This window comes from Leifsonia sp. SIMBA_070 (genome assembly GCF_046534635.1).
In the GTDB taxonomy this organism is placed as follows: Bacteria; Actinomycetota; Actinomycetes; order Actinomycetales; family Microbacteriaceae; genus Leifsonia.
Genome location: NZ_JAWRYK010000002.1, coordinates 85,090 through 109,273 on the forward strand (window position 1 = coordinate 85,090; position 24,184 = coordinate 109,273).

Consider the following 24,184-nt stretch of genomic DNA (forward strand, 5'->3'; position numbering starts at 1 on the left):
CGGGCCTCAGACCCGGGTGGCAGGCCGGTCGACGCCCGCGCCGCGGGGGCTCAGGAAGACGCCGAGGAGGATCATCACGACGGCGAGGATCAGGTGCAGCCAGTTGTCGGCCGAGTTCAGCGGCACGAAGTTGGCCGGGTGGTCGCCGCTGAAGAACAGGCCGTAGATCCAGATCACCGCGTACACGATGCCGCCGATGATGAGGTAGTTCCGCGACCCGATCCGTGAGCGCGCGAAGGCGAGTCCGGCGACGCCGTAGAGCAGGTGCACGATGTTGTGCAGCACGGAGACCTGGAACACTCCCAGCAGCAGCGCCATCGAGCCGTGCCCGGCGAACGCCATCTGGTCGTAGTTCGTCGTCAGCCCGGGGATGAAGCCCGCGAGGCCCACGACGAGGAACACGATGCCGAAGATGAGGGACGCCTTCTGCACGGCGGTTCCGGCGTAGCGACGGTCGTCCCGGTCGGCGAAGCTCCGGTCGGAGGGGTTTGCGGTGGTCATGGTGTGACTCCCTTCACGTGGATGCGAAGCACGCAACCATCGCCTCCCGCGGACCACGAGCCCTTGACATTTCTCGGATCACACCTCTGATGCACTCAGCCGGGGCGAGTACAGGGTCGCGCCGGCTCGCAGGTGGATCACGGCGTCCGTCATGGAGGCGAGATCGCTCCAGAGAACGAGGACGGAGCCCCTGGCCCGCCAGCGCAGGAACCGTGCGATGGGGGCGGGAGCGTCCACACCCGTGCGCTCGTAGCCGGCGAACGAGGTGCGCGAGTGCGGGCTGACCACCAGCCCGTACAGCCGTGCGGCCGCGAGGAGGCCGTCGGGTGGTCCGTCGAGGACGAAGCGGAGGTCGACGACCTTGCCGAGTCGCTCCCCGTCGGAGGAGATCACTGTGAGGCCGACCACGTCACTCAGGATCATGGCGGCCCCCAGGGATGCGGCCGATCACGTGGTCACGGAACCACCGCTCCGTCCAGCTGGCGTCGAGAGAGCCGGCGTCGACGCCGAGGGTGACGACCGTGCCCGGATCGGCTACCACCTTCCACGGGATCCGGATGAACCGCGACTGCGGTAGCCGACCCCCGAAGATGCTCGTCAGGAGGATCGGCCCCGTCAGCAGGTTCGCGACGATCGGCGGGCGATCCGGGTCCAGGTGGGCCGGGTCGTCCGGCGTGGTCAGCTCGATGTCGTCGATGGTGCTGACCGGGACTCCCTTCGGGTCGAGGATCTGGCGGTTCATCAGGTCGAGGCCGGCATCCAGGACCCGGCCGGCCACCTTCGGTGGCGCGGGCAGCTCGCGTCGCTGCTTCATGCTCCCGCTCCCGTCACGATCATCAGGGGGATGGCGGCGATCGACGCCACCAGGATGATGCCTAAGAAGATGAGCCCGAAGAAGTTGGTCGCCTTTCCGTTCACGCGTTTCCCCATGTATTTGGGGTCGTTGGCGATGATGAGGATGGGAAGGTAGGTGAGCGGCAGCGCTATCGCCGAGAACACCACCGAGAACTCCGTCACCTGCACCGGGTCGACCCCCGTGAACAGGATGCCGATCGCCACCACCAGAGACAGGATCATCACGAGGTGGAAGCGGGAGGCGGAGGCGGGACGCCGGAACTTGCCCCACGGCCAGCCGAAGAACTGCGCGAGCGTGTAACCGCTCGACAGGGTGACCTCCAAGGCGGCGCCGAACGTCGCCGCGACGAAGCCGAGGATGGCGACGATCAGCCCGATCTTTCCCAGCGCCTGCGCGACGGGGAGCGCGGTCTCGAACAGCGACTGCACCGCGATGCCCTTCGGCAGCAGGACGACCGCGGCGCAGGCCGCGATCGACAGGGACAGGGTGGCGCCGAGCGGGAAGCCGACGAGGACGTTGACCCGCGACTGGGCGAGGTCCTTGGGCTTCCACTTCTCCTCGATGGCACCGGAGGAGAAGAAGAACACCTCGTACGGCGTCATCGCAGCCCCGAACAGGGCGACCGCGTAGTACCAGTACGTCGCCGGCGACTCGTCGGTGTGCGGGGAGGGCTGAAGCAGCAGCTGCGAACCCAGCGACGACCAGTCGGGGTGCAGGAAGAACAGAGCGACCGCGAAGACCACCAGTGCCAGACCGAGCAGTCCCGTGACGTTCTCGAGGATGGAGAACTTGACCCGCCAGATCACGATCCACACGGCGAACGCGGCCACCACGAACCACAGGGCGGGCGAGATGCTGGAGGCCAGCTGCAGCGACAACGCGATGCCGCCGACCTCCGCCGTCAGGGTGAGCAGGTTGATGAGGAACGACGCGGAGAGGTTCGCCATCGCCATCCGCGCCCCGAGCCGCTCCCGGATGATCTCGAAGGTCGCGCGGCCGCTCACGGCGGCGACCCGGCCGGACATCTGGGCGAACAGGCAGATGCCGACCGTGCCGAGGATGAGCACCCAGGCCAGGGTGAGACCGAACCGGGATCCGACCACACTGCTGGTGACCAGGTCGCCGATATCGACGAACCCACCGATGGCGGTGAGGACGCCGAGGGCGACGGCCGCGATCGCCTTCACTCGCCCTCCAACCGCTTGGAGGCGGCGTCGAGCCGCTGCGCAAGGGCGTCGAGCCGGCGTCGCTGCGGCTCCAGGGCGGCTCTGCCGTCGTGACCGGCGGCGACCGCGCGCTGGGCGGAGGACACAGCGTCCTCGGCGGCGCGGATGTCGCCCAGCACGCGGTCACGGCTGCGGCCGATGCCTCCGAGTGCCGTCATGCTGCTGACGCTCTGCGCCTCCTGCGCGAGGTTGTCGGAGGAGGCGCTCAGGCCGGTGTCGAGCACGGTTCCGAGCATGCGCCCGTTCTGCTGGAGGCCGAGGACCAGCCCCGCCGAGCGTGCGCTCGCCGCCGCAGTGCCCGCCGACTGCGACAGGCTGCCGCGTGCGGCGTCATCCGCCGAGCACCCGGTCAGGGCGGCACCGGCCACGACGCCGACGAGGAGCAGCGCCGCGCAGCGCGAGGCCGGGTTTCCGTGGATCACGCCCGCGACTGTACGCGCGCTGCGTTCCGTCATCCATCGAGTGGTGAGCAGATGTCGCTACTCGGCGTGAATTCCCGCATCTACTCACCACTCGGCGAGGAGTAGTCGCGGGAGGCGGCTACTCGTGGGGAGTGGGGGCAGGGGCTGAGGCTGGAGCGTCGGGGCGGAAGCCGGCGGTCGCCTCCTCGTACGTGGTGTGGCGGCGGGCCGGATGCGAGTCGGCCGGCGGCGGGACGTCGGTCTTGGCGAGAGCGTGCAGCACGAGCTGCTCGACCAAGGTGGCCGCGGTCGTCTCCCGCGACCGCGCGATCCGGACGAGGGCGGCGTATTCGCGTTCCCCCAGGCGGATGGTGAGGGGCATCCCGGCCGGGGCGCGGCCCGGCCCGTGAACGGACGCCGGCTCCAGCGAATCGCCTCCATGAGATTCCGTCATGTCTGAAGCCTTGCACATGGGAGCGCTCTCGTCAGGTACTTTCTTTGTTCGCGGAGCGCACAGACCGTGTTCCGCGCCGTTGCACCGCCTCAGGCGGCCCGGGATGATCGAACCGTCGCGCGCCTGGCGCTGCCCCGTCCCCCCGGTCCACGGCGGTGCCGCCGCGACACTCATCGGCGGGATCCTGGTCTTCGGGTGGCCAGGATCCCGCCGCCAAAAGCTCCAGGCCCTCCTCCAGCCGACTCACCACCTCCGGCTGCGGCACGACGCCTGCGCCGAGCGTGAGCGCCATCGCCGACGAGGCGGCCGCCCCGATGATGCGATGGACGCGGTCCTCGCGCGCCCGTTCCCCGAGGGACGCTTGAGCCGCCTCCGCGCAGGCCGACAGGCGGGCCGCCAGCCGCTCCTTCTCATCGCCGGGAGGCTCCGCGGGCGCAGAGAGGACGACGACCGCCTCGCGAAGGATCGGTTCCAGCACCTCCCGCAGTACCGCGTCGGGATCGCTCATCGAGCCTCCACCCCCGGCTCGGCGCCGTCGCCCGTCCGCCGCCCGGCCAGCGCGGCGTCGAGCGTCGCGAGCAGCGCAGCCGGGGTGAACGGTTTGGCGAGGAAGTGTGCGCCGTTCCGCTCCACCGCCGCGCGGGGACCGGGGCCCGGGAGCATGCCGCTCATCAGCACGACGGCCGCCTGCGGCTGCTCGGCGGCGAGACGGCGGGCGATGGCATCCCCCTGCACGCCGGGCATCATGACGTCGGTGAGGACCGCGTCGAACCGCCGGCCCTGGCTGAGCAGCGCGAGCGCCTCCTGCCCCTGCGCGACCTCGGTGACGAAGCCCCGCTGGTCCAGCGTCTGCCGGACCAGCTCGCAGATCGCGACCTCGTCGTCGACGACGAGCACGCGCCTCCCCCGGCCGGTACCGGGCACCGGAGGATTCTCCCGCCGCGGCCAGTCCGCAGCCGGGACGGACGGCAGGCCGAAGCCGATCGTCGTACCGCCTCCTGGCGTGCTGCGGACCTCCAGCTCGCCGCCGTGCGCCTTGACGATCGCGGCGGAGGTGGGCAGGCCGAGGCCGGTCCCGGTCTCCTTCGTGGTGAAGAACGGCTCCAGGATGCGGCCGACGGTGACCTCGTCCATCCCGCAACCGGAGTCGGCCACCTCGAGCCGGACCTGCGGCCCGCTCTCCAGCGCCCGGATGGTGAGGACGCCGCCGTCGGGCATCGCGTCGCGAGCGTTCGTCACCAGGTTGACCAGCACCTGGAACAGCTCGGTGTCGTCCCCCGACACCGCCGGCAGCCGCTCAGGCGACTCCACCCGCAGGTCGATGGCCGCCGGGAGGGTCTCCCGGCAGAACCGCGACAGCTCGCGCAGCAGCGCCACCACGTCCACGGGCGCGCGGTGGCCCTGCGAGCCGCGCGCGAACGACAGCACCTGCCGGATCATCGCGGCGCCGCGCTGGGCCGCCGCATCCAGAGCGTCCAGCATGTCGCGCCGGCGCGGGTCCGTCTCGTCCTGGCGCAGCAGCTGCACGGACATGAGGATCGGCGTCAGCACGTTGTTGAGGTCGTGGGCGATCCCCCCAGCGAGGGTCCCCAGGCTCTCCAGGCGCTGCGTCCGGATCCGCTGCTCCTGCTCACGGCGGTGCTGGGTGATGTCCGAGTTCACCGCGAAGACGGTCACCTGCCCGTCCGCGCCGCGCGACAGCTGCCAGCGGCAGTCCGCCACCAGCACAGATCCGTCGGCACGGCGCTGCCTCAGCTCGCCCACCCAGTAGCCGTCGCGCAGCAGTGCGGCCGCCGCGGCGTCGAACTCCCGGGGGTCGTCGTAGACGAGGTCGCGCACCGATCGCCCGACCGCCTCCGCTGCCGGGATGCCGTAGATCGTCTCCGCTCCGCCGTTCCAGTAGCGGACCACACCCTCCAGGTCGCGCACGACGATCGCATCCCGGGCAGCGTCGAGCAGCGCCGCCTGCGACTCCACCTGCCGGGTGTACTCGTCGAGCTTCTCGCGCGCCCTCTGGTCCTCCGTGACATCGCGCACGATGATCGCGATGCCCTCCTCGGTGGGATGCGCATCCACCTCGAACCAGCAGCCCCAGTCCGCTGCGAACGCACGGGCGCTGCCCGCGGTCCCACGGTCCATCGCGTCCCGGTAGATCGGCTCGAAGGGGCTGCCCAGCGTGCTGGGGAACATCTCCCACAGCGTGTGATCGCGCAGCCGGCCCTCGTCGGTGCCCGCCAGCTGGAGGGCCCACGAGTTGGCGAACGTGAACCGCCAGTCGCGATCGACGAACCCGATGGCGTCGTGCACCTGGTCGAGGGAGTCGCGCAGCAGGCGCGCCATGGCGCGCTGCTCCTCGCGGTGCCGGACCAGCGCCGTCTCGTCATGGAAGGCGCCGTGGACCCGGACGATGCGGCCGCGATCGTCGCGCTCGGCCTCGCCGACCAGGTGGACGTGCATCCGCCGGCCCTCGACCGCCATGGTCGCGTGGAGGTCGAGCGGGTCGCCGTGCACGATGGTCCGCTCGAACGCCTTCCAGACCGCGCGCCGGTCCTGCGCCTCGAACAGGTCGAGGGCCTCCGCATCGACCGGGACACGGCCGGGCTGCATGCCGAGCAGACGGAACAGCTCCTCGCTCCACTCGATGCGGCCCGTCTCCACATCGACGAACCAGCCGGCGAAGCCGGCGATCCGCGCGGCCATCCGCACCAGGGCCTCGTTGCCCGCCGCGGCGGCTGCGGCCCGCTCGACGTCGCCGATGTCACGGGCGATGGCCAGGACCGCTGCGACCTCGCCGTCGTCGCCGCGCAGCGGGATGATCGTGACGTCGAGCGGGCGGATCGTGCCGGAGGGAGTGACGATGCGGGTGACGTAGCGGCGGTTCCTGCCTGCCAGCGCCTCCCGGAACCGCGCCATGGTGGATTCGACCGCATCCGGATGCAGCAGCCGCTCGAAGGGCATCCCCTCCAACCGCTCGACCGGGTAGCCGGTCAGCTCGGCGAGCGCGCTGTTGCTCTCCACGAACGTCCCGGAGACGTCGACGACGCACACGCCATCGGGATGACCGTGGAAGAGCGCGTCGAGGCCGTTCAGGCGCAGCGCTTCGGACGGCGTGGTCATCGCCGGGGCCGCGGGCGCATCTGGTGGGGCATGCAGGGATTGTAGGCAGAGTCGACGGCCTACACTGACCGCCATGGACACAGACGTGCCGGGCTTCAGCATCCTCGTCGTCGACGACGACCCGCTGATCCGGCTGACCGTGCACGCCGCCCTGGAGAGTCGCGGCTACCGGGTGTCCGCGGCGGCGGACCCCCGGGACGCCGCGAGCCAAGGCGATCCGGACGCCGTGCTGCTGGACGCGATCATCCCCGGATGTTCGCTCAGCGAATCCCTGCAGCTCGTCGGTGGCCGGAGGGACGGGAGCCCGCGACCGATACTGGTGATGAGCGGCTCCCTGACCCGACCGGCTGAGCTCGCCGGAACCGGGATCGGCTACCTGACCAAGCCCTTCCCTCTCACTGCGCTCCTCGATGCCGTCGAGGGGCTCGTGGCGTCCACCTCTGGGACGGTGACATAAGGGGCAGGAGCCGAACGATGACCGACACTTCCGCACGAACGCGCACCCTCAGAGCCGTGGTGGCCGACGACGACGTCTTCACGGCGTCGATGGTCGCGTCCGCCCTGCGCTCGACGGGCATCGAGGCCACGCAGGCGACCACCGCCGACGAGGCCTGGACCACCATCCTGGAGGTCGAGCCGAACGCCATCGTCACCGACCTCGACTTCGGCGGAGGAGGCACCGGCGCCGAACTCCTGTGGCGGGTGCACCGCGAACTCCCCTGGGTGGGCCTCGTGGTGCTGACGTCGCACCTGTCGCCGGAGCTCGCTGTCGGGGACGACGCGCTCCCTCCCTCGGCGGTGTACCTGGTGAAATCGCAGGTGAAGGACGTCGACGTCCTCGTCCGCGCCGTCGACGCGGCGATCGTCGGGGGCGAGCACCGGTCGGAGGAGCCGGCGGGCGACGTGCGCACCGTCACCCGATCGCAGGCCGAGGTGCTGCGGCTGGTTGCGTCCGGCGCCTCCACCCGGCGGATCGCGGCCGAGCGCGGCACCAGCGTGCGGGCGGTCGAGACGATACTCGGCAGGCTCTACACGGCTCTCGGCGTGGATGCGGACGAGCAGGCGAACCCGCGGGTGACCGCAGCCCGCATGTGGCAGCAGGGCCGCGTGCGCATCCGCTGACGGGGACGCCGGATCGCCGTGGCTCAGGCGGTCAGCCGCCGGAGAGGAAGCGGAGGATGCGGCGCACGACGCTCTCGCTCTGCAGCACCTGCTGCTCGACCGGCTCCGCCTCCGGGTTGTCGGCGAATCCGGAGTACCCGCACGCCTCGCAGACGAGCAGGTCGCTGTGCACGGCGAGGCCCGCGCCGTAGTACGGGTTCCGCACCAGGCGCGCGACACCCCGGCACTGCGGGCAGCACGCCTCGCGCATGAGCGGCCCCCTTCCAACCTGTCCATTTTGCGCCCCGGCAGGCAGAAGGCGTGCGCCCCCTGTTCGCGGCGCGAATAGTCGATTGCGAGCGCGCAAAGGACGGCCGTTGTCCCCCGCCCGGGGGCAGGACGGTGACCGTCCGGTGAACTCCGCGTGAAGCCCGGACTGCGGCGTCCGGCGCGCTCCTAGGATCGCTCACGCCGGGCGGTCGCCCGGGACCATTCCCCCCTCCTGGAGGCATCCGCCAGTGTCGACCCGCGCCCGGCTGACCGCGTTCTTCGCGGCACTCGCCGCGCTGGTCGTCGTCGCGTCGGTGCTCGCCATCGTGCTGCGGCCGGTCGCCGCGTCGCCTGCAGGCCCGAGCGCCTTCGAGATCACGGCGGGCCTGGACGACTGCGGCCGGGGATGGGGCGATGGCGCGCAGGCCGACGGCGGCGAGCAGACCTTCACCGTGACGAACACCACCGTCGCCGGCGTCGAGGTCTACCTGCAGTCCGTGGACAGCAAGCGCGTGTACCTCGACCTGGAGAGCCTGGGATCGGGCGCCCATGCGACGGTCCGGGTCACGCTCGGCGCGGGCCGCTACCGGTTCGTCTGCCTCCCCGCCGACGCGGACCCGGCACGCGGCCCCACCGTGGCGGTCGGCACGGCGCCGCCCGGGTCGCACCTGTCCCCGGGCATCGTCCCTGTGACGCGCAACGACCTCATACCGGCGGCCAAGACGTACGCCGCGTGGGTGTCGGCGCGGATACCGGTTCTGCGCACGCAGGTCTCCGCGGTCGCGGCCGACGCCGAGGAGGGCGACTTATCGGCGGCGCGACGCGACTGGCTGACCGCCCACACCACCTATGAGACGCTCGGCGCCGCCTACGGTGCGTTCGGCGACCTCGGCGACCAGCTGGACGGACTCCCGCGCCACGGCCTGACCGGGTTCCACCTCGTCGAATCGCAGCTGTGGAGCGGAGCGGCGGCCTCCACCGTCGCCACCTCAGCGCAGAGCCTCGGGGCGCTCGTCGACAGGCTGCAGACGCAGTTCGCCGGCGCCCAGCTCGACCCGGGCGAGATCGCCCTGCGCGCCCACGAGATCGTCGAGGACGCGATTCAGGATGTGCTCACCGGCGCCGCGGACGCCGGATCGGGCACGGAACTGGCGAGCGTCGACGCGGACCTGACCGGAGCGGCCGCCGCGCTGGCGCCCCTGCACGACGTGCTCGCCGGACGCTACGACGCGCTGGCCGACACCGAGCAGGCGATCAGCGATGCGCAGCGCCTGGTCGAGACGCACCGCGCGGCGGACGGGACGTGGGCGGCGCCGGGCGCGCTCGACCGGACCGCGCGGGAGCGGGTGGACGCCGCCCTCGACCGGGCGGTCGAACTGCTGGCGCCGGTCGCGGCGATCTGCGACCCGAGGAGGGACTCATGAGCGGGATGGGACGACGCGGCTTCCTGGCGGGGGCCGCGGGAACGGCAGCCACGGCGGTCGCCGCCGGCGGGGTCGCTGCCGGCGGGGTCGCTGCCGGCAGCACTGGTGCCGCAACCGCCACCCCCGCCAGGCGTCCCGCGGCCGTCCCGTTCCACGGCATCCACCAGCAGGGCATCCTCACGCCGCCGCAGCGCGCATCCGCGTTCGTCGCCCTCGACGTCACCGCCGCCTCCCGGGTCGAGCTCGCGGACCTCCTCAAGACCGTCACAGAGCGCGCCCGCTTCCTCACCACGGGCGGGACGCCGCCCGACCCCGGGCTCACCGCCCCGCCACGCGACTCCGGCGTTCTCGGGCCGACCGTGGTCCCCGACACGCTCACCGTCACCGTGTCGGCCGGCGCGTCGCTCTTCGACGACCGGTTCGGGCTCGCGAGTGCGAAGCCGGCCCGCCTGCGCCTCATGGACGAGTTCCCCGACGACGCCCTGCGCCGCGAAGTCTGCGACGGCGACCTCCTGCTGCAGGTCTGCGCGGCCGACCGGGATGCGGTCACCCACGCCGTCCGCGAGATCGCCCGCGCCACCCGCGGCGGAATGCAGGTCCGCTGGCGGCAGGACGGCTTCGTCTCGCCTCCCCGGCCCAGCGGGACCCCGCGCAACCTCATGGGCTTCAAGGACGGCACCAGCAACCCGGACGCGGGGAACGCCGCCGAGATGTCGCGCCTGGTGTGGGCGAAGGCGGGCGGAGACGAACCCGCCTGGGTCGCCGGCGGCAGCTACCACGTCGTCCGCGTCATCCGCATGCTGGTCGAGTTCTGGGACCGGGTCAACCTCCACGAGCAGGAGAACATGATCGGCCGGAGGCGCGACACCGGCGCGCCCCTGACGGCCTCCGCGGAGTTCGACGACCCGCACTTCGAGAACGACCCGACCGGCGACGTCATCCAGCTGGATGCGCACATCCGCCTCGCCAACCCGCGGACGACGGACACGGCCGACCAGCGCCTCCTGCGCCGCGCCTACAACTACGACGGCGGACTCGACGTGAACGGGAACCTCGACATGGGGCTGATCTTCGTCGCCTTCAACCAGGACCTGGACCGGCAGTTCGTCGCCGTACAGAAACGGCTCACCGGCGAGCCGCTCACCGACTACATCCAGCCGTACGGCGGCGGGTACTACTTCGCGCTCCCCGGAGCCCGCGACTCCTCCGACTGGCTCGGGCGCACCATGCTCGCGTGATCCCCCCCCCGCCATCCGGAGGCCACCCGTCACGACCGTGCCGGGACACTGAAAGAGAAGGAAGAAGGAATCGTGTTCAGACCTTCACGTCTGCGCCGCTCCCCGATGGCCCTCGCCGGCGTCGCGCTCGCCGGCGCGGCCGCCCTCGCCGGCGCCGGCATCCTCGCCGGAGCCCCGGCCGTCGCCAACCCGGGCGGTCAGCATGCCGACCACTCGGACCAGACCATCACCCCGATCAAGCACCTCGTCGTGATCTTCGACGAGAACATCTCGTTCGACCACTACTTCGGCACCTACCCGAACGCGGCGAACACCGACGGGACGACCTTCCAGGCCGCCAAGAACACCCCGAAGGCCGACACTCTGGCGAGCTCCGGCACGCTCACCCAGAACCCCAACCTGTACGCGCCGCAGCGACTCAGCCCGTCGCAGGCGGTCACCTGCGACCAGAACCACAGCTACGCGGCCGAGCAGGCGGCGGTCGACGGCGGGAAGATGGACCAGTTCGTCCAGAAGACCGAGTCCGACACCTGCACCGGCGCCTACGGCGCCCCCGGACTGGTGATGGACTACTACGACGGCAATACCGTCACCGGCCTCTGGAACTACGCGCAGAACTACGCCATGAGCGACAACGACTGGGACACGGTCTTCGGGCCGTCCACCCCGGGCGCGCTCAACCTGATCTCCGGCCAGACCCACGGAGGAACGGCGTACGACCCGAAGACGGGCGCGGCGCTCACCACGTCGACCGCCGTCCAGTCGGCGAACGCGCAGGGTGTCGGCACCGTGATCGGCGACCCCGACCCGGCGTACGACGACTGCTCCGACAACGACCACACCGCCTCCTCGGCGGTCGTCGGGATGTCGGGCCGCAACATCGGCGACCTGCTCAACAACCGTGGCGTCACCTGGGGCTGGTTCCAGGGAGGCTTCACGCCGACCACCGCATGGAACGGCCAGGCCGGCTCCTACGCGAAGTGCGACGCGACCACCGCGAACATCGCCGGCGCGACCCCGAAGGACTACTCGCCGCACCACTCGCCGTTCCAGTACTACAAGTCCACGTCGAACCCGCACCACCTCGCGCCGACCTCGGTGAAGGCGATCGGTCACACCGACCAGGCGAACCACCAGTACGACCTCACCTCGTTCGACGCGGCGCTCAAGGCGAACAACCTCCCCGCCGTCTCCTTCCTGAAGGCACCGGAGGCGCAGGACGGCCACGCCGGCTACTCCGACCCGATCGACGAGCAGAAGTTCCTCGTCAACGAGATCAACGCCCTCCAGAAGTCGGACAGCTGGTCGAGCACCGCGGTCGTGGTGACCTACGACGACTCGGACGGCTGGTACGACCACGTCGCCCCGAAGATCGCCAACGGGTCGAACGACACCGCGGTCGACACGACGGAGTGCAGCAGCGTGAAGCGCGAAGCGGGCGGCTACGCCGACCGCTGCGGGCCCAGCCAGCGGCTCCCGCTCCTGGTCATCTCGCCCTGGGCCGCCCAGAACAAGGTCGACCACACGCCGATCGAACAGACCAGCGTGCTCCGCTTCATCGAGAACAACTGGCTGACCGGCCGCATCGGGGACGCGTCGTTCGACGCGCGCGCCGGATCGCTCGGCGGGCTGTTCGACTGGTGGCACCCGCAGCAGCGGGAGGTGCTGCTCGACCCGACCTCCGGCGCTGTGAGCTCGGTCGTCTCCACCAGGCCGCACTGGCCGGCCCCGCCGCGCGGCGGCTGGACCGCCCAGCCGTAACCCCCGCACGAAAGGGGCGGTCCGCTGCGCGGGCCGCCCCTTCCTGCATCTACTGGTCCCGACATGCCGTTACGGCGTCGGTCGTAACGGCATGTCGGGACGAGTGGATGCTCGAGGTCAGCGCACCGAGTCGCGGAGCCGCTCGTCGAGCCAGTCGAACATGCGCTGTTCGGTCAGCGAGCGGGCGAGCGGCTGCACGTGGAAGTCTGCACCCTCCGCTTCGGTGAACGGCAGCAGCGTGGACACGTCCGGGGTCAGCGCAGCCAGCCGCTCCGACTGGCCCGGCCAGAACTGCTCGTGCTCGGGGCTCGTGATGAGCAGCGGCGTCGAGATCCGCCCTGCGACATCCTCCGCGGTGTACTGCAGCACGGCGCGCATGGTCTCGGCGTACCCCGTGGTGCCGTACGGCCGCGCGCGGAACGCCCACGTGTACGACAGCTCGTGCGAGAACTTCATCCCCATCGCCATATCGCGGTCGAACTTCTCGTCCTGTGCCTCATCGAGGAGCTTGCGCATGTTCGCGGGGAGGTGCTCGGTCCAGGAGGTCGACACGTCGACGACCCCGGGGTCCACCACGGCCGCGGCGAACCGGTGCTCGAAGGCGAGCGCGCGCGGCACCCAGTAGCCCGCCTGGCTGATGCCGTAGACGGCGACGCGATCGGCATCCACCCCGGGCTGCGCGAGGACGAAGTCGAGGACCGGCGTGAGCACGGCCTCCCAGTCGGGACGGAACGGCACACCCCGCTCGAACAGCATCGACTGCTGGCCCGGGCCGTCGAAGACGAGGGCGTCGTAGCCCCGGCGCAGCGCCCCGGACACTGCGGCGGACCACAGGCTGGTCAGGGCGCCGTCGCTGCCGTTCGCGACGACCAGCATCGGGCGGGAGGCGCTGCTCGCGCCGGTTGCGCCGGTCTCGCCGGCCGCGCTCGCCGCGTGGAACAGGTAACCGGGCATCGTGGTGTCGCCGTACGGGATGTCGACCCGGTCGATCCGCACATCCACGAGATCCACCCAGCGGTCCCAGGCCGCTCGGTGGGCGCGGAAGGTGGGAAGGAGGTCGTCGTCCGACGGCAGCGACGCGACGGCGTTCACCGCGGTCGCGTAATACGAGGCCGCCCGGAGGAAGGCGGCAGCCGCGCTGACCGCGTGGCCGGCCGCGGCCGAGGCCTCACCCTGCGCGGCGACGCGGCTTCCCAGCTCCCGCCAGGCGTGGAACCAGCCCTCGTGATCCTTGTCGCCGACACCGTGCACGGCGGCAAGGACCTCGCCGATGTCGGCGGCCCCGCTGTACGCCTGGCCGATCGTGGTGCGGATCTCGAAGTCGAAGTCGGGGTTGCCGGAGAAGGTGAACTCGTGCGTGCGCGCCATAGCCGACAGCCTGGCCTGCGGATGCGGCTCTCGCCAGGCCCTCGATCGGGTGGGAGCGCGCCGGGCCGGCAGCAGAGCCGGCAGCAGAGCCGGCAGCTGAGCCGGCAGCAGGGCCGGCGGTCAGTCGATCAGGCCGAGCTCGACCAGACGGTGGAGAACGTCCACGCCCGCCGGCGGGCAGCGGCCGGCGTCTGCGCTGGTCGTCCAGTGCACGGCCCCGACTTCTCCGGACGGGACGGGCTCGTCGCCGGTCCGCGCCAGGAACACCCGCATGTGCACCTGGCGCCCCTCGGGCTCGCCGTGCGCCTGCGTGCGGACCTCGAACAGTTCCTCGAGGTGGTCCGGATCGAGCCGCAGTGCGACCTCCTCGAAGGCTTCCCGTGCGGCCGCCTCCGCCGACGTCTCGCCGGGGTCCACCTTGCCTCCGGGCATGTAGTAGACGTCGCGCCCGCGGGCGGTCACCATCAGGACGGTCCGGTTCCGCACCACGGCGACAGCGGAGACGATGAGCGGTGTGGAGGTCACCCGTCCACGCTACCCGGGCGCGCCTGAACACGCGGGTCGGCGCCCGCCGGCCATTCCCGCCGACGGCGCGGCATGACAGGATCGGGTGCGTGACCGGCCGAACGATGCTGCTCGACAGCGCCTCCCTCTACTTCCGCGGCTTCTACGGAGTGCCCGACACGGTGAAGGCCCCCGACGGCTCCCCCGTCAACGCGGTGCGCGGGTTCCTCGACGTCGTCGCGAAGCTCCTCACCGACTACGGGCCCGACGAGCTGGTGGCGTGCTGGGACGACGACTGGCGGCCCCGCTGGCGGGTCGACCTCATCCCGAGCTACAAGGCGCACCGGGTCGCCCGGCTCGTTCCCGGCGGTGTGGATGTGGAGGAGACCCCAGAAGCGCTCGTCGCCCAGGTGCCGCTGATCCGCGAGGTGCTGGACATCCTCGGCATCGCCATCGTCGGAGCCACCGAGCACGAAGCGGACGACGTCATCGGCACCCTCGCTACCCGGACGACCAGGCCCGTGGACGTGGTCACCGGCGACAGGGACCTGTTCCAGCTGGTCGACGACGAGCGGGACGTGCGCGTGATCTATACCGCGCGCGGCATGAGCAATCTCGAGGTCGTCACGGGCGCCGTGATCGAGAGCAAGTACGGCGTGCGCGGGGACCGGTACGCCGACTTCGCAGCGATGCGGGGCGACACATCGGACGGGCTCCCCGGCGTCGCCGGGATCGGCGAGAAGACCGCCGCAGTCCTGCTCGCCGAGTACGGCGACCTCGCCGGCATCGTCGCCGCAGCGGAAGATGCCGGAAGCGGCATGAAGCCGGCGGCCCGGGCCCGGTTCGCCGCCGCACGCGACTATCTGGCCGTGGCCCCGCGCGTCGTGGAAGTCGTCCGCGACCTCCCGTTGCCCCCGGTGGAGGCTCGCATCGCCGCGCCCGATGACGAGCAACGGGAGGCGCTCACCGCGCTGTCGGAGCGGTGGGGTCTCGGCGGCTCGCTGGACCGCCTCCTGGCGGCGCTGACGCGCTGACGCTTGTGCGGACGCGGACCGTCAGTCCTTCGGCGCCCACCGCCACAGCTCGCGTTGGGCGAGCATGGCGAGTTCGCGGAGGACGTCCAGGTCGGCTTCGCCGTCCTCCTTCCCGCGCGGCGAGCGACTGAAGACGCATAGCGCGCCGATCCGGGTCCCGTCCGGAGCTTCCACCGGATAGCCGGCGTAGTAGCGCAGCCCGGCTGGGCCGTTCACCAGCGCGTTCCCGGCGAAGCGTTCATCGGCCGCGGCATTCGGCACGACCAGGCCGTCCGTGGTCTGGATGGTGTGGATGCACGCCGACTGCTCGATCGGGATCGGTCCGATGTCGGTGCCCGCAGAGGCGAGCGGCCACTGGTTCTCATCGTCCAGGACGGTGAACATGGCGATCTCGGTGCCGAGCGTCCGCCTGGCCGTGCCGACGATCCCATCCAGGCGCGCATCGCCACCGCGCCTGCTCAGCTTGAGCCGCTCGATCGCCTGAACCCGGTCGGCGCCGTCGGTGGGCGGGGTGGCACGCTGGGCGGCGCGCTCCTGAAGTGCGGGGGCCAGAGCGTCGACGATCTGCCGCGACCAGTGCAGGTAGCGCGCCGCCGCCCGGTGCTCGCCCGATTCGCCCCGGGGAGTCGCCTCGAGCCCGACGTAGAGGGAGCCCGTCTCCCGGCATACCGTGCGGGCGATCGCGTTGAGCCGGTCGGCGTACATCTGAGCCACGTCGCCCTGCGGCGAGTCGTAAGAACGGATGGACCGGATCGACTGGGCCCCGAGCCAGACGACGGTACGCGGACCGCACGCCTGCGCGTGCTGCACAACGCGGCCCAGGCGCTCCCCCCACGCCCGTGAACTCTTCATCCGGAGCGCATCGGCGACCGCACCGCTCAGCACGACCGCGTCGTACCGCTCGAACTCCGCGCCGTCGAGCAACCGGCGCAGACGGTCGACGCCCGCGGACGGATGCGGCACGACGTCGACGACGGCCCCGCGGCCGGTGGCCGCTGCGAGCGCACGCGCGATCGCCCCGGGCAGGGCGAGGTCGTGGCTGCCGACGCCCCAGCCGACGACGGGGCCGGAACCCACCAGGAGGACGCGGAGGGTGCGGCGCCCTGCGGCGAACGCCTGGGCGCTCCCGGTCGGGTGGACGAACCGGGAGCGGACGGCTGCGACATGCGCGTGCCAGGCGAGCATCCCCAGGCGCTGAGGGAGCGACAGCCGTTCGTCGTCCACCTTCCGACCGTATCCCCGCCGCCGCGGCCCCCCAAACCGCGGCGCCGCCCGGCGTTCGCTGAGGGATACCCCCGACCTGGTTACGGCAGCGTGTGCCCCGCAGACGTGAACAGGCGGTACCACTCCTGGCGGGTGAGAGGGATCTCGGAGCCGGCCGCCGAGTCGCGCACGCGATGCTCGTTCGTCGTGCCCAGGACGACCTGCATACCGGCCGGGTGGCGGGTGATCCAGGCCACCGCGATCGCGGTCGGCGTGACGTCGTACTTCTCGGCCAGCTCGTCGATGGCGTCGTTGAGCTCGGCGTAGTTCTCCCGGTCGCCCAGGAACACTCCATCGAAGAAGCCCTTCTGGAACGGCGACCAGGCCTGAAGCACGATGTCGTGCAGGCGGGCGTAGTCGAGGATGCCGTTGTCGCGCGAGATCGACTGGTCGAGCCCCGCCATGTTGGCCGCGACGCCCTGCGCGATCAGCGGTGCGTGCGTGATGCTGAGCTGCACCTGGTTCGCGATGAGCGGCTGCGACACGCTGCGCTGGAGCAGCTCGATCTGGCCGGGCGTCTGGTTGGAGACGGCGAACGCGCGCACCTTGCCTGCGCTCTGCAGTTCGTCGAAGGCGAGGGCGACCTCCTCCGGCTCCACCAGCGTGTCCGGGCGGTGCAGCAGCAGGATGTCGAGGTAGTCGGTCCGCAGCGCCTCCAGCGACTCGTCGACCGAGCGGAGGATGTGCTCTCGCGAGAAGTCGAAGTAGCCGTCGCGGATGCCCACCTTCGACTGGATCACGACCTGGTCCCGCTCGGCAGCCGGGATCGCGCCGGCGTCGCCGAACCGGCGCTCGCAGCCGTGACGCTCGGTGCCGTAGATGTCTGCGTGGTCGAACATTGTGATGCCCTCATCGCGGGCGGTGCGGACGAGCGTGCGGATCTGCTCGGCGTCGAGGGAGGAGATGCGCATGAGGCCGAGCACGATGTTGGACGCGGCGATGTCTGTTCGGGGGAAGGTGAAAGTCTTCATGCCTTCCATCTAACCCCCCGTCAACCCCCTGTGCCGCGCGGATTTCCGCGCCTACTGTTCGGGAGGCTAGAGAAGGAGCACTTCGATGACCATGACGCCCGACTTCCGTGTCGCTGTTGACGATTTCGCGCAGGAGACGGGCCTCCGCCGTCGTCCCCCCGTGATCTCGGGGTACATCGTGCACGCGCTGGGCCGCGACTTCCGCGTCACCGACGAGATGGCCCGCATCTTCCTCAACCAGGTGGAGCGCGTGGCTGCAACCGACGCCTCCGCGCTCGTCGTGCTCCGCCACGAGGAGGGCGTGGAGCTGCTGCTGGTCACCGACGACAACTCGTTCTCCATCCGCACCGCCTCGTAGGCTCGTCCCGTGGAGGACGGGACGGACGAACGCGCAATCGCAGGGATCCGCGCGGCCCTGCTCGATGCAGTGTCCGTCTTGCGCTCCTCCGAGGCTCGTCAGGAGGCCCTCGCCGAGTACGTACCGGCCCGCCGCACGCTCCTCATCCACCGGGAACCGGTGCTGCGCCGCATCGGCAGCGTCTGGCGGCTGGGGGTGTTCCTGCTCGACGCGACGGGCGGCCTCCGTGCGACGGGCACTCTGGTGCGCGCGACGCCGCCGGGCCGGCCGCAGTACCAGTCGCGCTCCGCAGAGGACCGGCGATCGCTGCGCGCCGCCGCACAGCGCGGGCGCTTCCGCGACGGGGAGACGGTCGACTTCGATGCTCCTCTGATCGACCTCGGCGCGTCGTCGCTGCGGACGAGCACCGGGCCGCTGTTCCTCCAGGACGGCCGGGCGCTGGTCCGCTGGAGCGCGGCGGCCGCCGACGCGGACGCGCGCGACTTCGCCGGCTACCTGTCGGAGCGGGTGGACCTGCTGGCCCACCCGCCCGAAGGGACCTGACGCGGACGGCAGGACTCAGACGGCCGGGGAGGCGGATGCCGAGCCGGAGCCCGACCCCGAGTCGCCCTTGCCGGTGACCTGGTCGATCTTGCTCGACGCCTTGTCGGTCACCTTGCTGACGGTCTCGCTGACCTTGTCCCCCACGTCCGACGCTGCGCGCCCGGCGAAATCCTTCACGTCGCCTTTCACGTTCTGCACGGTGTCCGACTGCGCGAATCCACGCCACTTGCGGCGCATGTCCTCGTACGCGCCACGACCGGCGCGGGACCCGATGATGAAACCGACGGCGACTCCTGCGGCAAAGGTGATGATCTTCATGCGCTGCACGGTACGCGCCGGTGCGCCGACGTGACAGTGTCTGCATCGCACTCTTCCCGCGCCTCCGCCCCGCGTCTGCGTGCACAATGTCAGCGTGAGCAGGCAGAGGAGCGAGGTCGCCACCGCCATCCTGGTCGAAGGCGCCAGCGACCGCGCCGCCGTGCTCGCCGCCGCTCGCCTGCTCGGAGTCGACCTTGCGGCGCGGGGCGTTCAGGTCGTGCCGATGGGCGGGGCGATGAGCGTGCGCCGTTTCGTCGCCGAGCTCGGCGCCGAGGGCGCGGGGCTCCGGCTCAGGGGGCTCTGCGATGCCGGAGAGGTCCGGTTCTTCGAGCAGGCCGGGCTCCCGACGGATGCCGTCTTCGTGTGCCGACCCGACCTGGAGGCCGAGCTTCTCCGCGCGCTCGGCCCGCGGCGCACCGAGGCGGTGCTGCAGCAGGAGGGCGACCTCCGGCTGTTCCGCATGTTCCAGCGGCAGCCGGCGCAGCGGGAGCGGACCCTCGACCAGCAGCTGCACCGCTTCCTCGGCACGACGTCCGGCCGCAAGGAGCAGTACGGTGCAGCACTGACCTCCGCTCTCCGCGCCGACGAGCTGCCCGCGCCCCTGCGGGACGTCGTGCAGCCTCCCACCTAGGCTGGGTGGATGCCCCAGCAGACCGACCCCGTCCTCCTCGACCACCTGGCCGCCCTGTTCGCAGCCAGGGACCGTGACGACATGGCGCCGACCATCGGCGCCCTGCTGGAGGTGCTCGCCGAGCATCCCGACGACCCGCACGTGCTCTACGAGGTGGGCGGTGCGTACGACACCGCCGGCGAGGAGGAGACCGCGGCCGGCTACTACGAGCGCGCGCTGGATGCGGGGCTCGCGGGCGACACGCTCCGGCGCTGCCTGCTCCAGTACGGGAGCACCCTCCGCAACCTCGGCCGGTTCGACGAGTCGCTTGCCGCGCTCGACCGCGCGCTGACACTCTTCCCCTCTTCGGAGTCGGTCCGCGTCTGGCACGCGCTCTCGCTGCACGCCGCCGGCCGCAGCGACGCCGCCGTCGCCGAGCTCATGGAGGTCGCCGCGGACCACATCCGCAGCCCTGACCTGCTCCGCTACGAGGCCGCCCTCCGCGGCAACGCCGCCTACCTCCGCTCCCTCTGACGCGCCCCGCCCTCCGCCCTCCACCCTCCGCCCTCCGCCCTCCGCCCTCCGCCCTCCGCCGAGTACACGAAAACTGCACGCGACACGCCGCCCCAGCGTGCAAAAAGTGCGGACTCGACGGTGGGGCGGGAGGCGGGGGCGGGGGCGGGGGCGGGAGGCGACTGGACGGGGGGGTCAGGGAGCGAGGAGGGCGGCGATGAGGAGGAGGGACGGGACGGCGAAGATCGTCGTCAGGAGGACGACGTCGCGGGCCACAGCCATGCCGCGCTCGTACCGGGCGGCGAAGTTGTAGACGTTCTGCGCGGTCGGCAGCGCGGCGAGCGCCACAGCGGCGAACAGCGACTGCCCCCCGAGACCGAAGACGAACCGCGCGACGACGAACGCGACGAGCGGCATCACCGCCGACTTGAGCACGACAGCCGCCACGATCGGCCCGCGTCCCGTCCCGGCCTGCAGCGGCCGCGCGCCGACCAGCGACATCCCGAACGCCATCAGCACGAGCGGGACCGCCGCTCCGCCGAGCAGCTCGAACGGCCGGTAGACCGCGTCCGGGAGCGTCACCCCGCTCACGTCGACGAGGATGCCGAGCACCGACGCGATGATCATCGGGTTGCGTATCGGCTGCGTGAGGATCGACCGCACCGAGACCGCGCCGCGGCTCGTGGTGTCGAGCACTGTCAGGGCGATCGGCGCGAAGACGATGAGCTGCAGCAGGAGGACCGGGGCGACGAAGGAGGCGCTCCCGAGCACGTACACGGCGACGGGCAGTCCGATGTTGTTGGCGTTGACGTATCCCGAGCCGAGCGCACCGATCGTGGTCTCCGGCGCCGGTGTCCGGAAGAACGCGCGCGACAGCACGACGAAGACGCCGGCGCAGACGACGGCCGCGATGGCCGCCACCACCAGCTGGGTCGAGAACACCACGTGGAGATCGGCCCGGGCGAGCGTGACGAACAGGAGGGCGGGGTTCGTCACGAAGAACGCGATCCGGTTGAGCACGAACGGCGCCGTCGAACCCCCGATCCTGAGCCGGCCGGCGACGTAGCCGACCAGGATCACGAAGGCGATGATCCCGAACCCGGTCAGCACACCGCCCATCCCGTAAGCGTACGGGAGGGACGGGAGGCCGGCGTGCGGCGCGGCTACCGGCGGCGGGCCGGCGCGCGCACCACGCGCACGGCGAGCGCGACGAGCAGGATGAGGGCTGCCGCCGCGAAGGCGGTGATCGCGACCGGAGCGGACAGCAGCGCGCCGGTCAGCCGGGAGACGCCGATCCAGGCGAGCCCCCAGGCGGAGGCGACCGCCGGGGCGAAACGCCCACGGTCCCCGAACGCGAGGGCGCATCCGATGACGGCGAAGAGCGCGAGGATCGCGATGGCCCAGCCGTGCGGATTGCCGCCGAAACCGTCGAAGCCGATCGCCTGCAGCCAGGATGCGACATTCGCCGCGGTCGCCACCATGACCCAGCCGAGGTAGAGACCCATCACCCCGTCGAGGAGCACCGCGTCGGCGGTCGACTCCGCGGGGTGTCGCCGGAGCACGACGAACGCGGCGATCAGCACGGCCAGCAGCGCCACGATCGCCACGACCGAGAACCCGAGCCTGCCGGCCTGCACCGACAGGATCCACGCCGCGTTCAGCAGCAGGGAGGCGAGAACCCAGAACCCGGCGCGCCGCTGGCGTTCGCGCGCCGCCTGCGACGGCAGCGCCTGCCAGATCGCGTACGCGACCAGGCCCGCATAGATCACCGACCAGATGGCGAAGGCGGGGCCGGCCGGTGCCAGGAGGGTGGCGTCCGCGCTCAGTGCGCCTCCGGCCACCTTGGGGATGGGCGTCCCGCCCGCGGCGCCGGATCCGACGAACGCTCCCACCAGGGCCACGACGGCGCCGGCGATGACGAGGGACTGCCGGACGCGGTCGACCGGCATGGGCCGCGCGGCGGCGAGCGTGCTCATGACACGCACGGTAGTCCCGACCCGCGCCGGGGTGAAGGGTGGGAGCCGAAGGCGGGAGGCGGTTCAGCGGGAGGCGGTCGCCAGCACCACGGTGGCGCCCTGGTCCTCGTCGGCTTCGATGCTCGCGACGAGCCCCGCCGCGGCGAAGAGCCCGGCCGACACCTCCGCCTGCTCCTCCCCCGCCTCGATGAGCAGCGTCCCCCCGGGTGCGAGCCATTCTGCGGCCTCAGCGGCGATGCGGCGGTGGACGTCCAGGCCGTCCGAGCCTCCATCGAGTGCCGTGCCGGGCTCGTGGTCCCGCGCCTCGGGCGGCATGAGGGCGATCGCGTCCGTCGGGACGTAGGGCGCGTTGACGGCCAGCACATCCACCCGGCCCCGTAGTCCGACCGGCAGAGCGGAAAAGAGGTCGCCCTCGAACACCCGCTCAGGCGGGAGGTTGCGCCGGGCGCAGCGGACCGCCGCCGGATCGACGTCCGACGCGTACAGGTCCGCACTCGGCACAGCGTCCTGCACGACTGCACCGATCGCTCCCGCCCCGCAGCACAGATCGACGACCACCGCGGAGCCGCCCGCGGACGCCGCGCTACCGGCCAGCTCCGCAGCCCGCCGCGCCAGCATCTCGGTGCGGCGGCGCGGGACGAAGACGCCCGGCTCGATCGCGATCCTGAGCCCGCAGAACTCGACCCAGCCCAGCAGCGGTTCGAGCGGTTCGCCGGCGATTCGCCGCGCTAGGAGTTCTTCGAGTTCGGCGGGCGAGCCGGCTGCGTCGATCAGGAGGCGCGCCTCGTCTTCGGCGAAAACGCATCCCGCCGCGCGCAGGCGCGCGACCACCGCGGCATCGGGTTCAGGCATCCGGCCATGCTAGCGGCAGCGGACTCCGCCCCGCCGCACTGCCCCGCCGCGCCGTTCAGTACGGGCGGGCCGCCAGCAGCCGAGCCAGGTGGGCGGCGTTGTTGGCGACGGTCGCGTTGGTGCCGGCGACGGTCTCCGGCGTCTCCTCCAGCTCTTTGTAGTCGGTGCCGCCCATCGCTTCGCCGTTCCAGTAGGTCGAGCCCTGCGAGGGGATGCTGAAGCCGACGTCGTTGAGACTCTGGAAGAGATCGGCGATGATCGCGTGGGCTCCGTCCTCGTTGCCGACGACGCCGACGATCGCGACCTTGCCCTCCACCAGCGGACGGCCGTCGTCGTCGGTCTCCGACAGTTCGGCGTCCAGCCGTTCCACCGCCCGCTGGGCGATGGACGACATGTGCCCGACCCAGGTCGGGGTGACGACCACGAGGATGTCCGACGCGAGGATCTGCTCCCGGATCTTCGGCCACTCGTCCCCTCGCCCTCGTCGGCTTGGACGCCGGGTTTGATGTCGTAGTCGACGAGGCGGACGGCGGTGCCCGTCACATCGTGGGTCGCCAGTTCGTCCAACAACTGGCGGGCGAGGAGCTGGCTGCTCGACTCGCTCGGTGACGGCTTCAGCGTGCAGACGAGTGCGAGCGCGGTCAGGGGACGTGTGTCATCGGTCATGCCGGGGAGTGAACGCGCCGTCCGAAGCAAGCACAAGTCGTTCCCTGCCGACCTTGACCTGACGCCCAGGTGATGTACTGATGGGTCATGAAGCGCATCCACTATGCCAACGGCTCGCTCCTCACCGGGGATGACATCGCCGACGTCCTGGTGCGCTTCGCCGCGGCACTGGCGCATCGCCAGGACGCGGCCGAAGTGCATGCCCCCGCCATCGTCGACGACGGTCACGCGGGCGAAGTCCTGCTGCTGCTCGGGCCGGCCAGCCAGATGCTCGCCGAGGACGAGGAGTTCGCCGGCGCCGAGCTGCACGACGAGCCGTTCGTGGCGGAGTTCGAGAGCAGGATCGCCGCGCTCGGACCGCAGCGGGCGGCGTATGTGGAGCACGGGACCGACGACATGCCGGATCTCGACTACGACCTGCTCTGATCGGCTCGAATACCTCACCGGGCTGGTGCAACCGAATTCGCCGCGTACTATCGGGCGAGTAACCGACGACCGGGAGAGGGTAATGCAGGTGTTCCACGTCTACATTGACGACCTGAGGTTCACCTTCGTCGACCGCGCGCCGGTGGAGGAGCTCAAGAGCAAGGTCGTCGAGGCGAGCAGGAACGACGGCGACTTCGTCTCCATCTCGCAGTCCAGCCGACCACCGAGCGAGATCTTCGTCACCAGCCAGACCAAGGTGCGGATCGAGACCGCCACGATCCCCCGCGACCCCGTCGCGACCGGTTCGGCCGTCGGGGAGGACGACGACGACGCGTTCTGGTTCGACTTCGACTCGCTCGCCTGACGATCCCTGAGGAACCTGACGATCCCGGAGGAAGTCAACCGCTTCCCCGCGGGGCGCGGGCGGAGGATG

General features: G+C 71.4%; 29 protein-coding genes and 1 pseudogene. 12 read left to right on the forward strand and 18 right to left on the reverse strand.

Annotated elements, in window-relative coordinates:
* Positions 1-6: 6 nt before the first annotated feature.
* From SB754_RS16080 to SB754_RS16115, 8 genes are all read right to left on the reverse strand, one after another.
* Positions 7-501, reverse strand: coding sequence for a DUF4383 domain-containing protein (locus SB754_RS16080; RefSeq protein ID WP_410783421.1), 495 nt, complete (start codon positions 499-501; stop codon positions 7-9).
* Between the two features lie 78 nt (positions 502-579).
* Positions 580-924 (reverse strand): PRC-barrel domain-containing protein, encoded by a 345-nt coding sequence (locus SB754_RS16085; protein WP_410783422.1) that lies wholly within the window; start codon positions 922-924, stop codon positions 580-582.
* Positions 911-1,315 carry a hypothetical protein gene (locus tag SB754_RS16090; protein WP_410783423.1) on the reverse strand — a complete coding sequence of 135 codons (405 nt, stop codon included), beginning with the start codon at positions 1,313-1,315 and terminating at the stop codon, positions 911-913. The genes SB754_RS16085 and SB754_RS16090 overlap by 14 nt, the downstream gene beginning before the upstream one ends.
* The gene (locus tag SB754_RS16095; protein ID WP_410783424.1) at positions 1,312-2,544 is read right to left on the reverse strand and encodes an NRAMP family divalent metal transporter; all 1,233 of its coding nucleotides are present in this window, start codon (positions 2,542-2,544) and stop codon (positions 1,312-1,314) included. Before SB754_RS16095 ends, SB754_RS16090 begins: the two co-directional genes overlap by 4 nt.
* Positions 2,541-3,038, reverse strand: coding sequence for a hypothetical protein (locus SB754_RS16100; protein ID WP_410783425.1), 498 nt, complete (start codon positions 3,036-3,038; stop codon positions 2,541-2,543). Before SB754_RS16100 ends, SB754_RS16095 begins: the two co-directional genes overlap by 4 nt.
* An 85-nt stretch (positions 3,039-3,123) precedes the next feature.
* Positions 3,124-3,438 (reverse strand): hypothetical protein, encoded by a 315-nt coding sequence (locus tag SB754_RS16105; protein WP_410783426.1) that lies wholly within the window; start codon positions 3,436-3,438, stop codon positions 3,124-3,126.
* Between the two features lie 31 nt (positions 3,439-3,469).
* Positions 3,470-3,946 (reverse strand): hypothetical protein, encoded by a 477-nt coding sequence (locus tag SB754_RS16110; protein WP_410783427.1) that lies wholly within the window; start codon positions 3,944-3,946, stop codon positions 3,470-3,472.
* Positions 3,943-6,555 (reverse strand): PAS domain S-box protein, encoded by a 2,613-nt coding sequence (locus tag SB754_RS16115; protein ID WP_410783428.1) that lies wholly within the window; start codon positions 6,553-6,555, stop codon positions 3,943-3,945. The genes SB754_RS16110 and SB754_RS16115 overlap by 4 nt, the downstream gene beginning before the upstream one ends.
* Before the next feature lie 73 nt (positions 6,556-6,628).
* Between SB754_RS16115 and SB754_RS16120 the strand changes: the two genes are divergently transcribed.
* Both SB754_RS16120 and SB754_RS16125 read left to right on the forward strand, forming a co-directional pair.
* On the forward strand, positions 6,629-7,012 hold the full coding sequence (locus SB754_RS16120) for a response regulator transcription factor (protein WP_410783429.1): 384 nt from the start codon (positions 6,629-6,631) through the stop codon (positions 7,010-7,012).
* A 17-nt stretch (positions 7,013-7,029) separates the two neighbouring features.
* A complete protein-coding gene (locus SB754_RS16125; RefSeq protein WP_410783430.1) occupies positions 7,030-7,677 on the forward strand; it encodes a response regulator in 648 nt (215 codons plus the stop codon).
* Between the two features lie 31 nt (positions 7,678-7,708).
* Here the strand turns inward: SB754_RS16125 and SB754_RS16130 are convergent, their stop codons facing one another.
* The gene (locus SB754_RS16130; protein ID WP_410783431.1) at positions 7,709-7,927 is read right to left on the reverse strand and encodes a hypothetical protein; all 219 of its coding nucleotides are present in this window, start codon (positions 7,925-7,927) and stop codon (positions 7,709-7,711) included.
* A 247-nt stretch (positions 7,928-8,174) separates the two neighbouring features.
* On the opposite strand from SB754_RS16130, the gene SB754_RS16135 reads away from it, so the two are divergent.
* From SB754_RS16135 to SB754_RS16145, 3 genes are all read left to right on the forward strand, one after another.
* Entirely contained in the window at positions 8,175-9,350 is a 1,176-nt protein-coding gene (locus SB754_RS16135; protein ID WP_410783432.1) for an imelysin family protein, read from the forward strand.
* Positions 9,347-10,588: an iron uptake transporter deferrochelatase/peroxidase subunit gene (gene efeB / locus SB754_RS16140; protein ID WP_410783433.1), complete on the forward strand. Its 1,242-nt coding sequence runs from the start codon at positions 9,347-9,349 to the stop codon at positions 10,586-10,588. The genes SB754_RS16135 and efeB overlap by 4 nt, the downstream gene beginning before the upstream one ends.
* 72 nt (positions 10,589-10,660) lie before the next feature.
* The gene (locus SB754_RS16145; protein ID WP_410783434.1) at positions 10,661-12,349 is read left to right on the forward strand and encodes a phospholipase C; all 1,689 of its coding nucleotides are present in this window, start codon (positions 10,661-10,663) and stop codon (positions 12,347-12,349) included.
* Positions 12,350-12,466: 117 nt separating this feature from the next.
* On the opposite strand, the gene SB754_RS16150 is transcribed toward SB754_RS16145, so the two are convergent.
* Positions 12,467-13,717, reverse strand: coding sequence for an alpha/beta hydrolase family protein (locus SB754_RS16150; protein ID WP_410783435.1), 1,251 nt, complete (start codon positions 13,715-13,717; stop codon positions 12,467-12,469).
* 120 nt (positions 13,718-13,837) lie between these two features.
* Positions 13,838-14,242, reverse strand: coding sequence for an NUDIX hydrolase (locus SB754_RS16155; protein ID WP_410783436.1), 405 nt, complete (start codon positions 14,240-14,242; stop codon positions 13,838-13,840).
* Between the two features lie 89 nt (positions 14,243-14,331).
* Here SB754_RS16155 and SB754_RS16160 point away from each other — a divergent pair, with 89 nt between their 5' ends.
* Positions 14,332-15,255, forward strand: coding sequence for a 5'-3' exonuclease H3TH domain-containing protein (locus SB754_RS16160; RefSeq protein WP_410783437.1), 924 nt, complete (start codon positions 14,332-14,334; stop codon positions 15,253-15,255).
* 21 nt (positions 15,256-15,276) lie between these two features.
* Here the strand turns inward: SB754_RS16160 and SB754_RS16165 are convergent, their stop codons facing one another.
* Both SB754_RS16165 and SB754_RS16170 read right to left on the reverse strand, forming a co-directional pair.
* A complete protein-coding gene (locus tag SB754_RS16165) occupies positions 15,277-16,479 on the reverse strand; it encodes a GDSL-type esterase/lipase family protein (RefSeq protein WP_410783438.1) in 1,203 nt (400 codons plus the stop codon).
* A gap of 80 nt (positions 16,480-16,559) precedes the next feature.
* Complete coding sequence (locus SB754_RS16170) at positions 16,560-17,489, reverse strand: aldo/keto reductase family oxidoreductase (protein WP_410783439.1); 930 nt, start codon at positions 17,487-17,489, stop codon at positions 16,560-16,562.
* Positions 17,490-17,574: 85 nt separating this feature from the next.
* Here SB754_RS16170 and SB754_RS16175 point away from each other — a divergent pair, with 85 nt between their 5' ends.
* On the forward strand, positions 17,575-17,847 hold the full coding sequence (locus SB754_RS16175; protein ID WP_410783440.1) for a TetR family transcriptional regulator: 273 nt from the start codon (positions 17,575-17,577) through the stop codon (positions 17,845-17,847).
* Between the two features lie 9 nt (positions 17,848-17,856).
* Positions 17,857-18,390, forward strand: coding sequence for a hypothetical protein (locus SB754_RS16180; protein ID WP_410783441.1), 534 nt, complete (start codon positions 17,857-17,859; stop codon positions 18,388-18,390).
* A 15-nt stretch (positions 18,391-18,405) separates the two neighbouring features.
* Here the strand turns inward: SB754_RS16180 and SB754_RS16185 are convergent, their stop codons facing one another.
* The gene (locus SB754_RS16185) at positions 18,406-18,708 is read right to left on the reverse strand and encodes a hypothetical protein (protein WP_410783442.1); all 303 of its coding nucleotides are present in this window, start codon (positions 18,706-18,708) and stop codon (positions 18,406-18,408) included.
* A gap of 94 nt (positions 18,709-18,802) precedes the next feature.
* On the opposite strand from SB754_RS16185, the gene SB754_RS16190 reads away from it, so the two are divergent.
* Positions 18,803-19,339, forward strand: a complete 537-nt coding sequence (locus tag SB754_RS16190; protein ID WP_410783443.1) for a TOPRIM nucleotidyl transferase/hydrolase domain-containing protein — start codon at positions 18,803-18,805, stop codon at positions 19,337-19,339.
* Positions 19,340-19,348: 9 nt separating this feature from the next.
* A complete protein-coding gene (locus tag SB754_RS16195) occupies positions 19,349-19,852 on the forward strand; it encodes a tetratricopeptide repeat protein (protein WP_410783444.1) in 504 nt (167 codons plus the stop codon).
* Between the two features lie 174 nt (positions 19,853-20,026).
* Here the strand turns inward: SB754_RS16195 and SB754_RS16200 are convergent, their stop codons facing one another.
* From SB754_RS16200 to SB754_RS16215, 4 genes and pseudogenes are all read right to left on the reverse strand, one after another.
* Entirely contained in the window at positions 20,027-20,950 is a 924-nt protein-coding gene (locus SB754_RS16200; RefSeq protein WP_410783445.1) for an AEC family transporter, read from the reverse strand.
* Between the two features lie 44 nt (positions 20,951-20,994).
* Positions 20,995-21,807: a TspO/MBR family protein gene (locus SB754_RS16205; protein ID WP_410783446.1), complete on the reverse strand. Its 813-nt coding sequence runs from the start codon at positions 21,805-21,807 to the stop codon at positions 20,995-20,997.
* A gap of 63 nt (positions 21,808-21,870) precedes the next feature.
* Complete coding sequence (locus SB754_RS16210; protein ID WP_410783447.1) at positions 21,871-22,659, reverse strand: putative protein N(5)-glutamine methyltransferase; 789 nt, start codon at positions 22,657-22,659, stop codon at positions 21,871-21,873.
* Between the two features lie 55 nt (positions 22,660-22,714).
* Positions 22,715-23,325 (reverse strand): annotated as a pseudogene (locus SB754_RS16215) (flavodoxin family protein).
* 87 nt (positions 23,326-23,412) lie between these two features.
* On the opposite strand from SB754_RS16215, the gene SB754_RS16220 reads away from it, so the two are divergent.
* Both SB754_RS16220 and SB754_RS16225 read left to right on the forward strand, forming a co-directional pair.
* Positions 23,413-23,751 carry a hypothetical protein gene (locus SB754_RS16220; protein WP_410783448.1) on the forward strand — a complete coding sequence of 113 codons (339 nt, stop codon included), beginning with the start codon at positions 23,413-23,415 and terminating at the stop codon, positions 23,749-23,751.
* Positions 23,752-23,833: 82 nt separating this feature from the next.
* Positions 23,834-24,115, forward strand: coding sequence for a hypothetical protein (locus SB754_RS16225; protein ID WP_410783449.1), 282 nt, complete (start codon positions 23,834-23,836; stop codon positions 24,113-24,115).
* Positions 24,116-24,184 lie beyond the last annotated feature (69 nt).

Excerpts from the sequence above, each read along its gene's own strand:
- SB754_RS16080 (WP_410783421.1), bottom strand. The coding sequence starts at position 501 with ATGACCACCGCAAACCCCTCCGACCGGAGCTTCGCCGACCGGGACGAC.
- SB754_RS16085 (WP_410783422.1), bottom strand. The coding sequence starts at position 924 with ATGATCCTGAGTGACGTGGTCGGCCTCACAGTGATCTCCTCCGACGGG.
- SB754_RS16090 (WP_410783423.1), bottom strand. The coding sequence starts at position 1,315 with ATGAAGCAGCGACGCGAGCTGCCCGCGCCACCGAAGGTGGCCGGCCGG.
- SB754_RS16100 (WP_410783425.1), bottom strand. The coding sequence starts at position 3,038 with ATGACGGAACGCAGCGCGCGTACAGTCGCGGGCGTGATCCACGGAAAC.
- SB754_RS16105 (WP_410783426.1), bottom strand. The coding sequence starts at position 3,438 with ATGACGGAATCTCATGGAGGCGATTCGCTGGAGCCGGCGTCCGTTCAC.
- SB754_RS16110 (WP_410783427.1), bottom strand. The coding sequence starts at position 3,946 with ATGAGCGATCCCGACGCGGTACTGCGGGAGGTGCTGGAACCGATCCTT.
- SB754_RS16115 (WP_410783428.1), bottom strand. The coding sequence starts at position 6,555 with ATGACCACGCCGTCCGAAGCGCTGCGCCTGAACGGCCTCGACGCGCTC.
- SB754_RS16120 (WP_410783429.1), top strand. The coding sequence starts at position 6,629 with ATGGACACAGACGTGCCGGGCTTCAGCATCCTCGTCGTCGACGACGAC.
- SB754_RS16125 (WP_410783430.1), top strand. The coding sequence starts at position 7,030 with ATGACCGACACTTCCGCACGAACGCGCACCCTCAGAGCCGTGGTGGCC.
- SB754_RS16130 (WP_410783431.1), bottom strand. The coding sequence starts at position 7,927 with ATGCGCGAGGCGTGCTGCCCGCAGTGCCGGGGTGTCGCGCGCCTGGTG.
- efeB (WP_410783433.1), top strand. The coding sequence starts at position 9,347 with ATGAGCGGGATGGGACGACGCGGCTTCCTGGCGGGGGCCGCGGGAACG.
- SB754_RS16150 (WP_410783435.1), bottom strand. The coding sequence starts at position 13,717 with ATGGCGCGCACGCACGAGTTCACCTTCTCCGGCAACCCCGACTTCGAC.
- SB754_RS16170 (WP_410783439.1), bottom strand. The coding sequence starts at position 17,489 with ATGAAGACTTTCACCTTCCCCCGAACAGACATCGCCGCGTCCAACATC.
- SB754_RS16175 (WP_410783440.1), top strand. The coding sequence starts at position 17,575 with ATGACCATGACGCCCGACTTCCGTGTCGCTGTTGACGATTTCGCGCAG.
- SB754_RS16185 (WP_410783442.1), bottom strand. The coding sequence starts at position 18,708 with ATGAAGATCATCACCTTTGCCGCAGGAGTCGCCGTCGGTTTCATCATC.
- SB754_RS16195 (WP_410783444.1), top strand. The coding sequence starts at position 19,349 with ATGCCCCAGCAGACCGACCCCGTCCTCCTCGACCACCTGGCCGCCCTG.
- SB754_RS16200 (WP_410783445.1), bottom strand. The coding sequence starts at position 20,950 with ATGGGCGGTGTGCTGACCGGGTTCGGGATCATCGCCTTCGTGATCCTG.
- SB754_RS16205 (WP_410783446.1), bottom strand. The coding sequence starts at position 21,807 with ATGAGCACGCTCGCCGCCGCGCGGCCCATGCCGGTCGACCGCGTCCGG.
- SB754_RS16210 (WP_410783447.1), bottom strand. The coding sequence starts at position 22,659 with ATGCCTGAACCCGATGCCGCGGTGGTCGCGCGCCTGCGCGCGGCGGGA.
- SB754_RS16220 (WP_410783448.1), top strand. The coding sequence starts at position 23,413 with ATGAAGCGCATCCACTATGCCAACGGCTCGCTCCTCACCGGGGATGAC.
- SB754_RS16225 (WP_410783449.1), top strand. The coding sequence starts at position 23,834 with ATGCAGGTGTTCCACGTCTACATTGACGACCTGAGGTTCACCTTCGTC.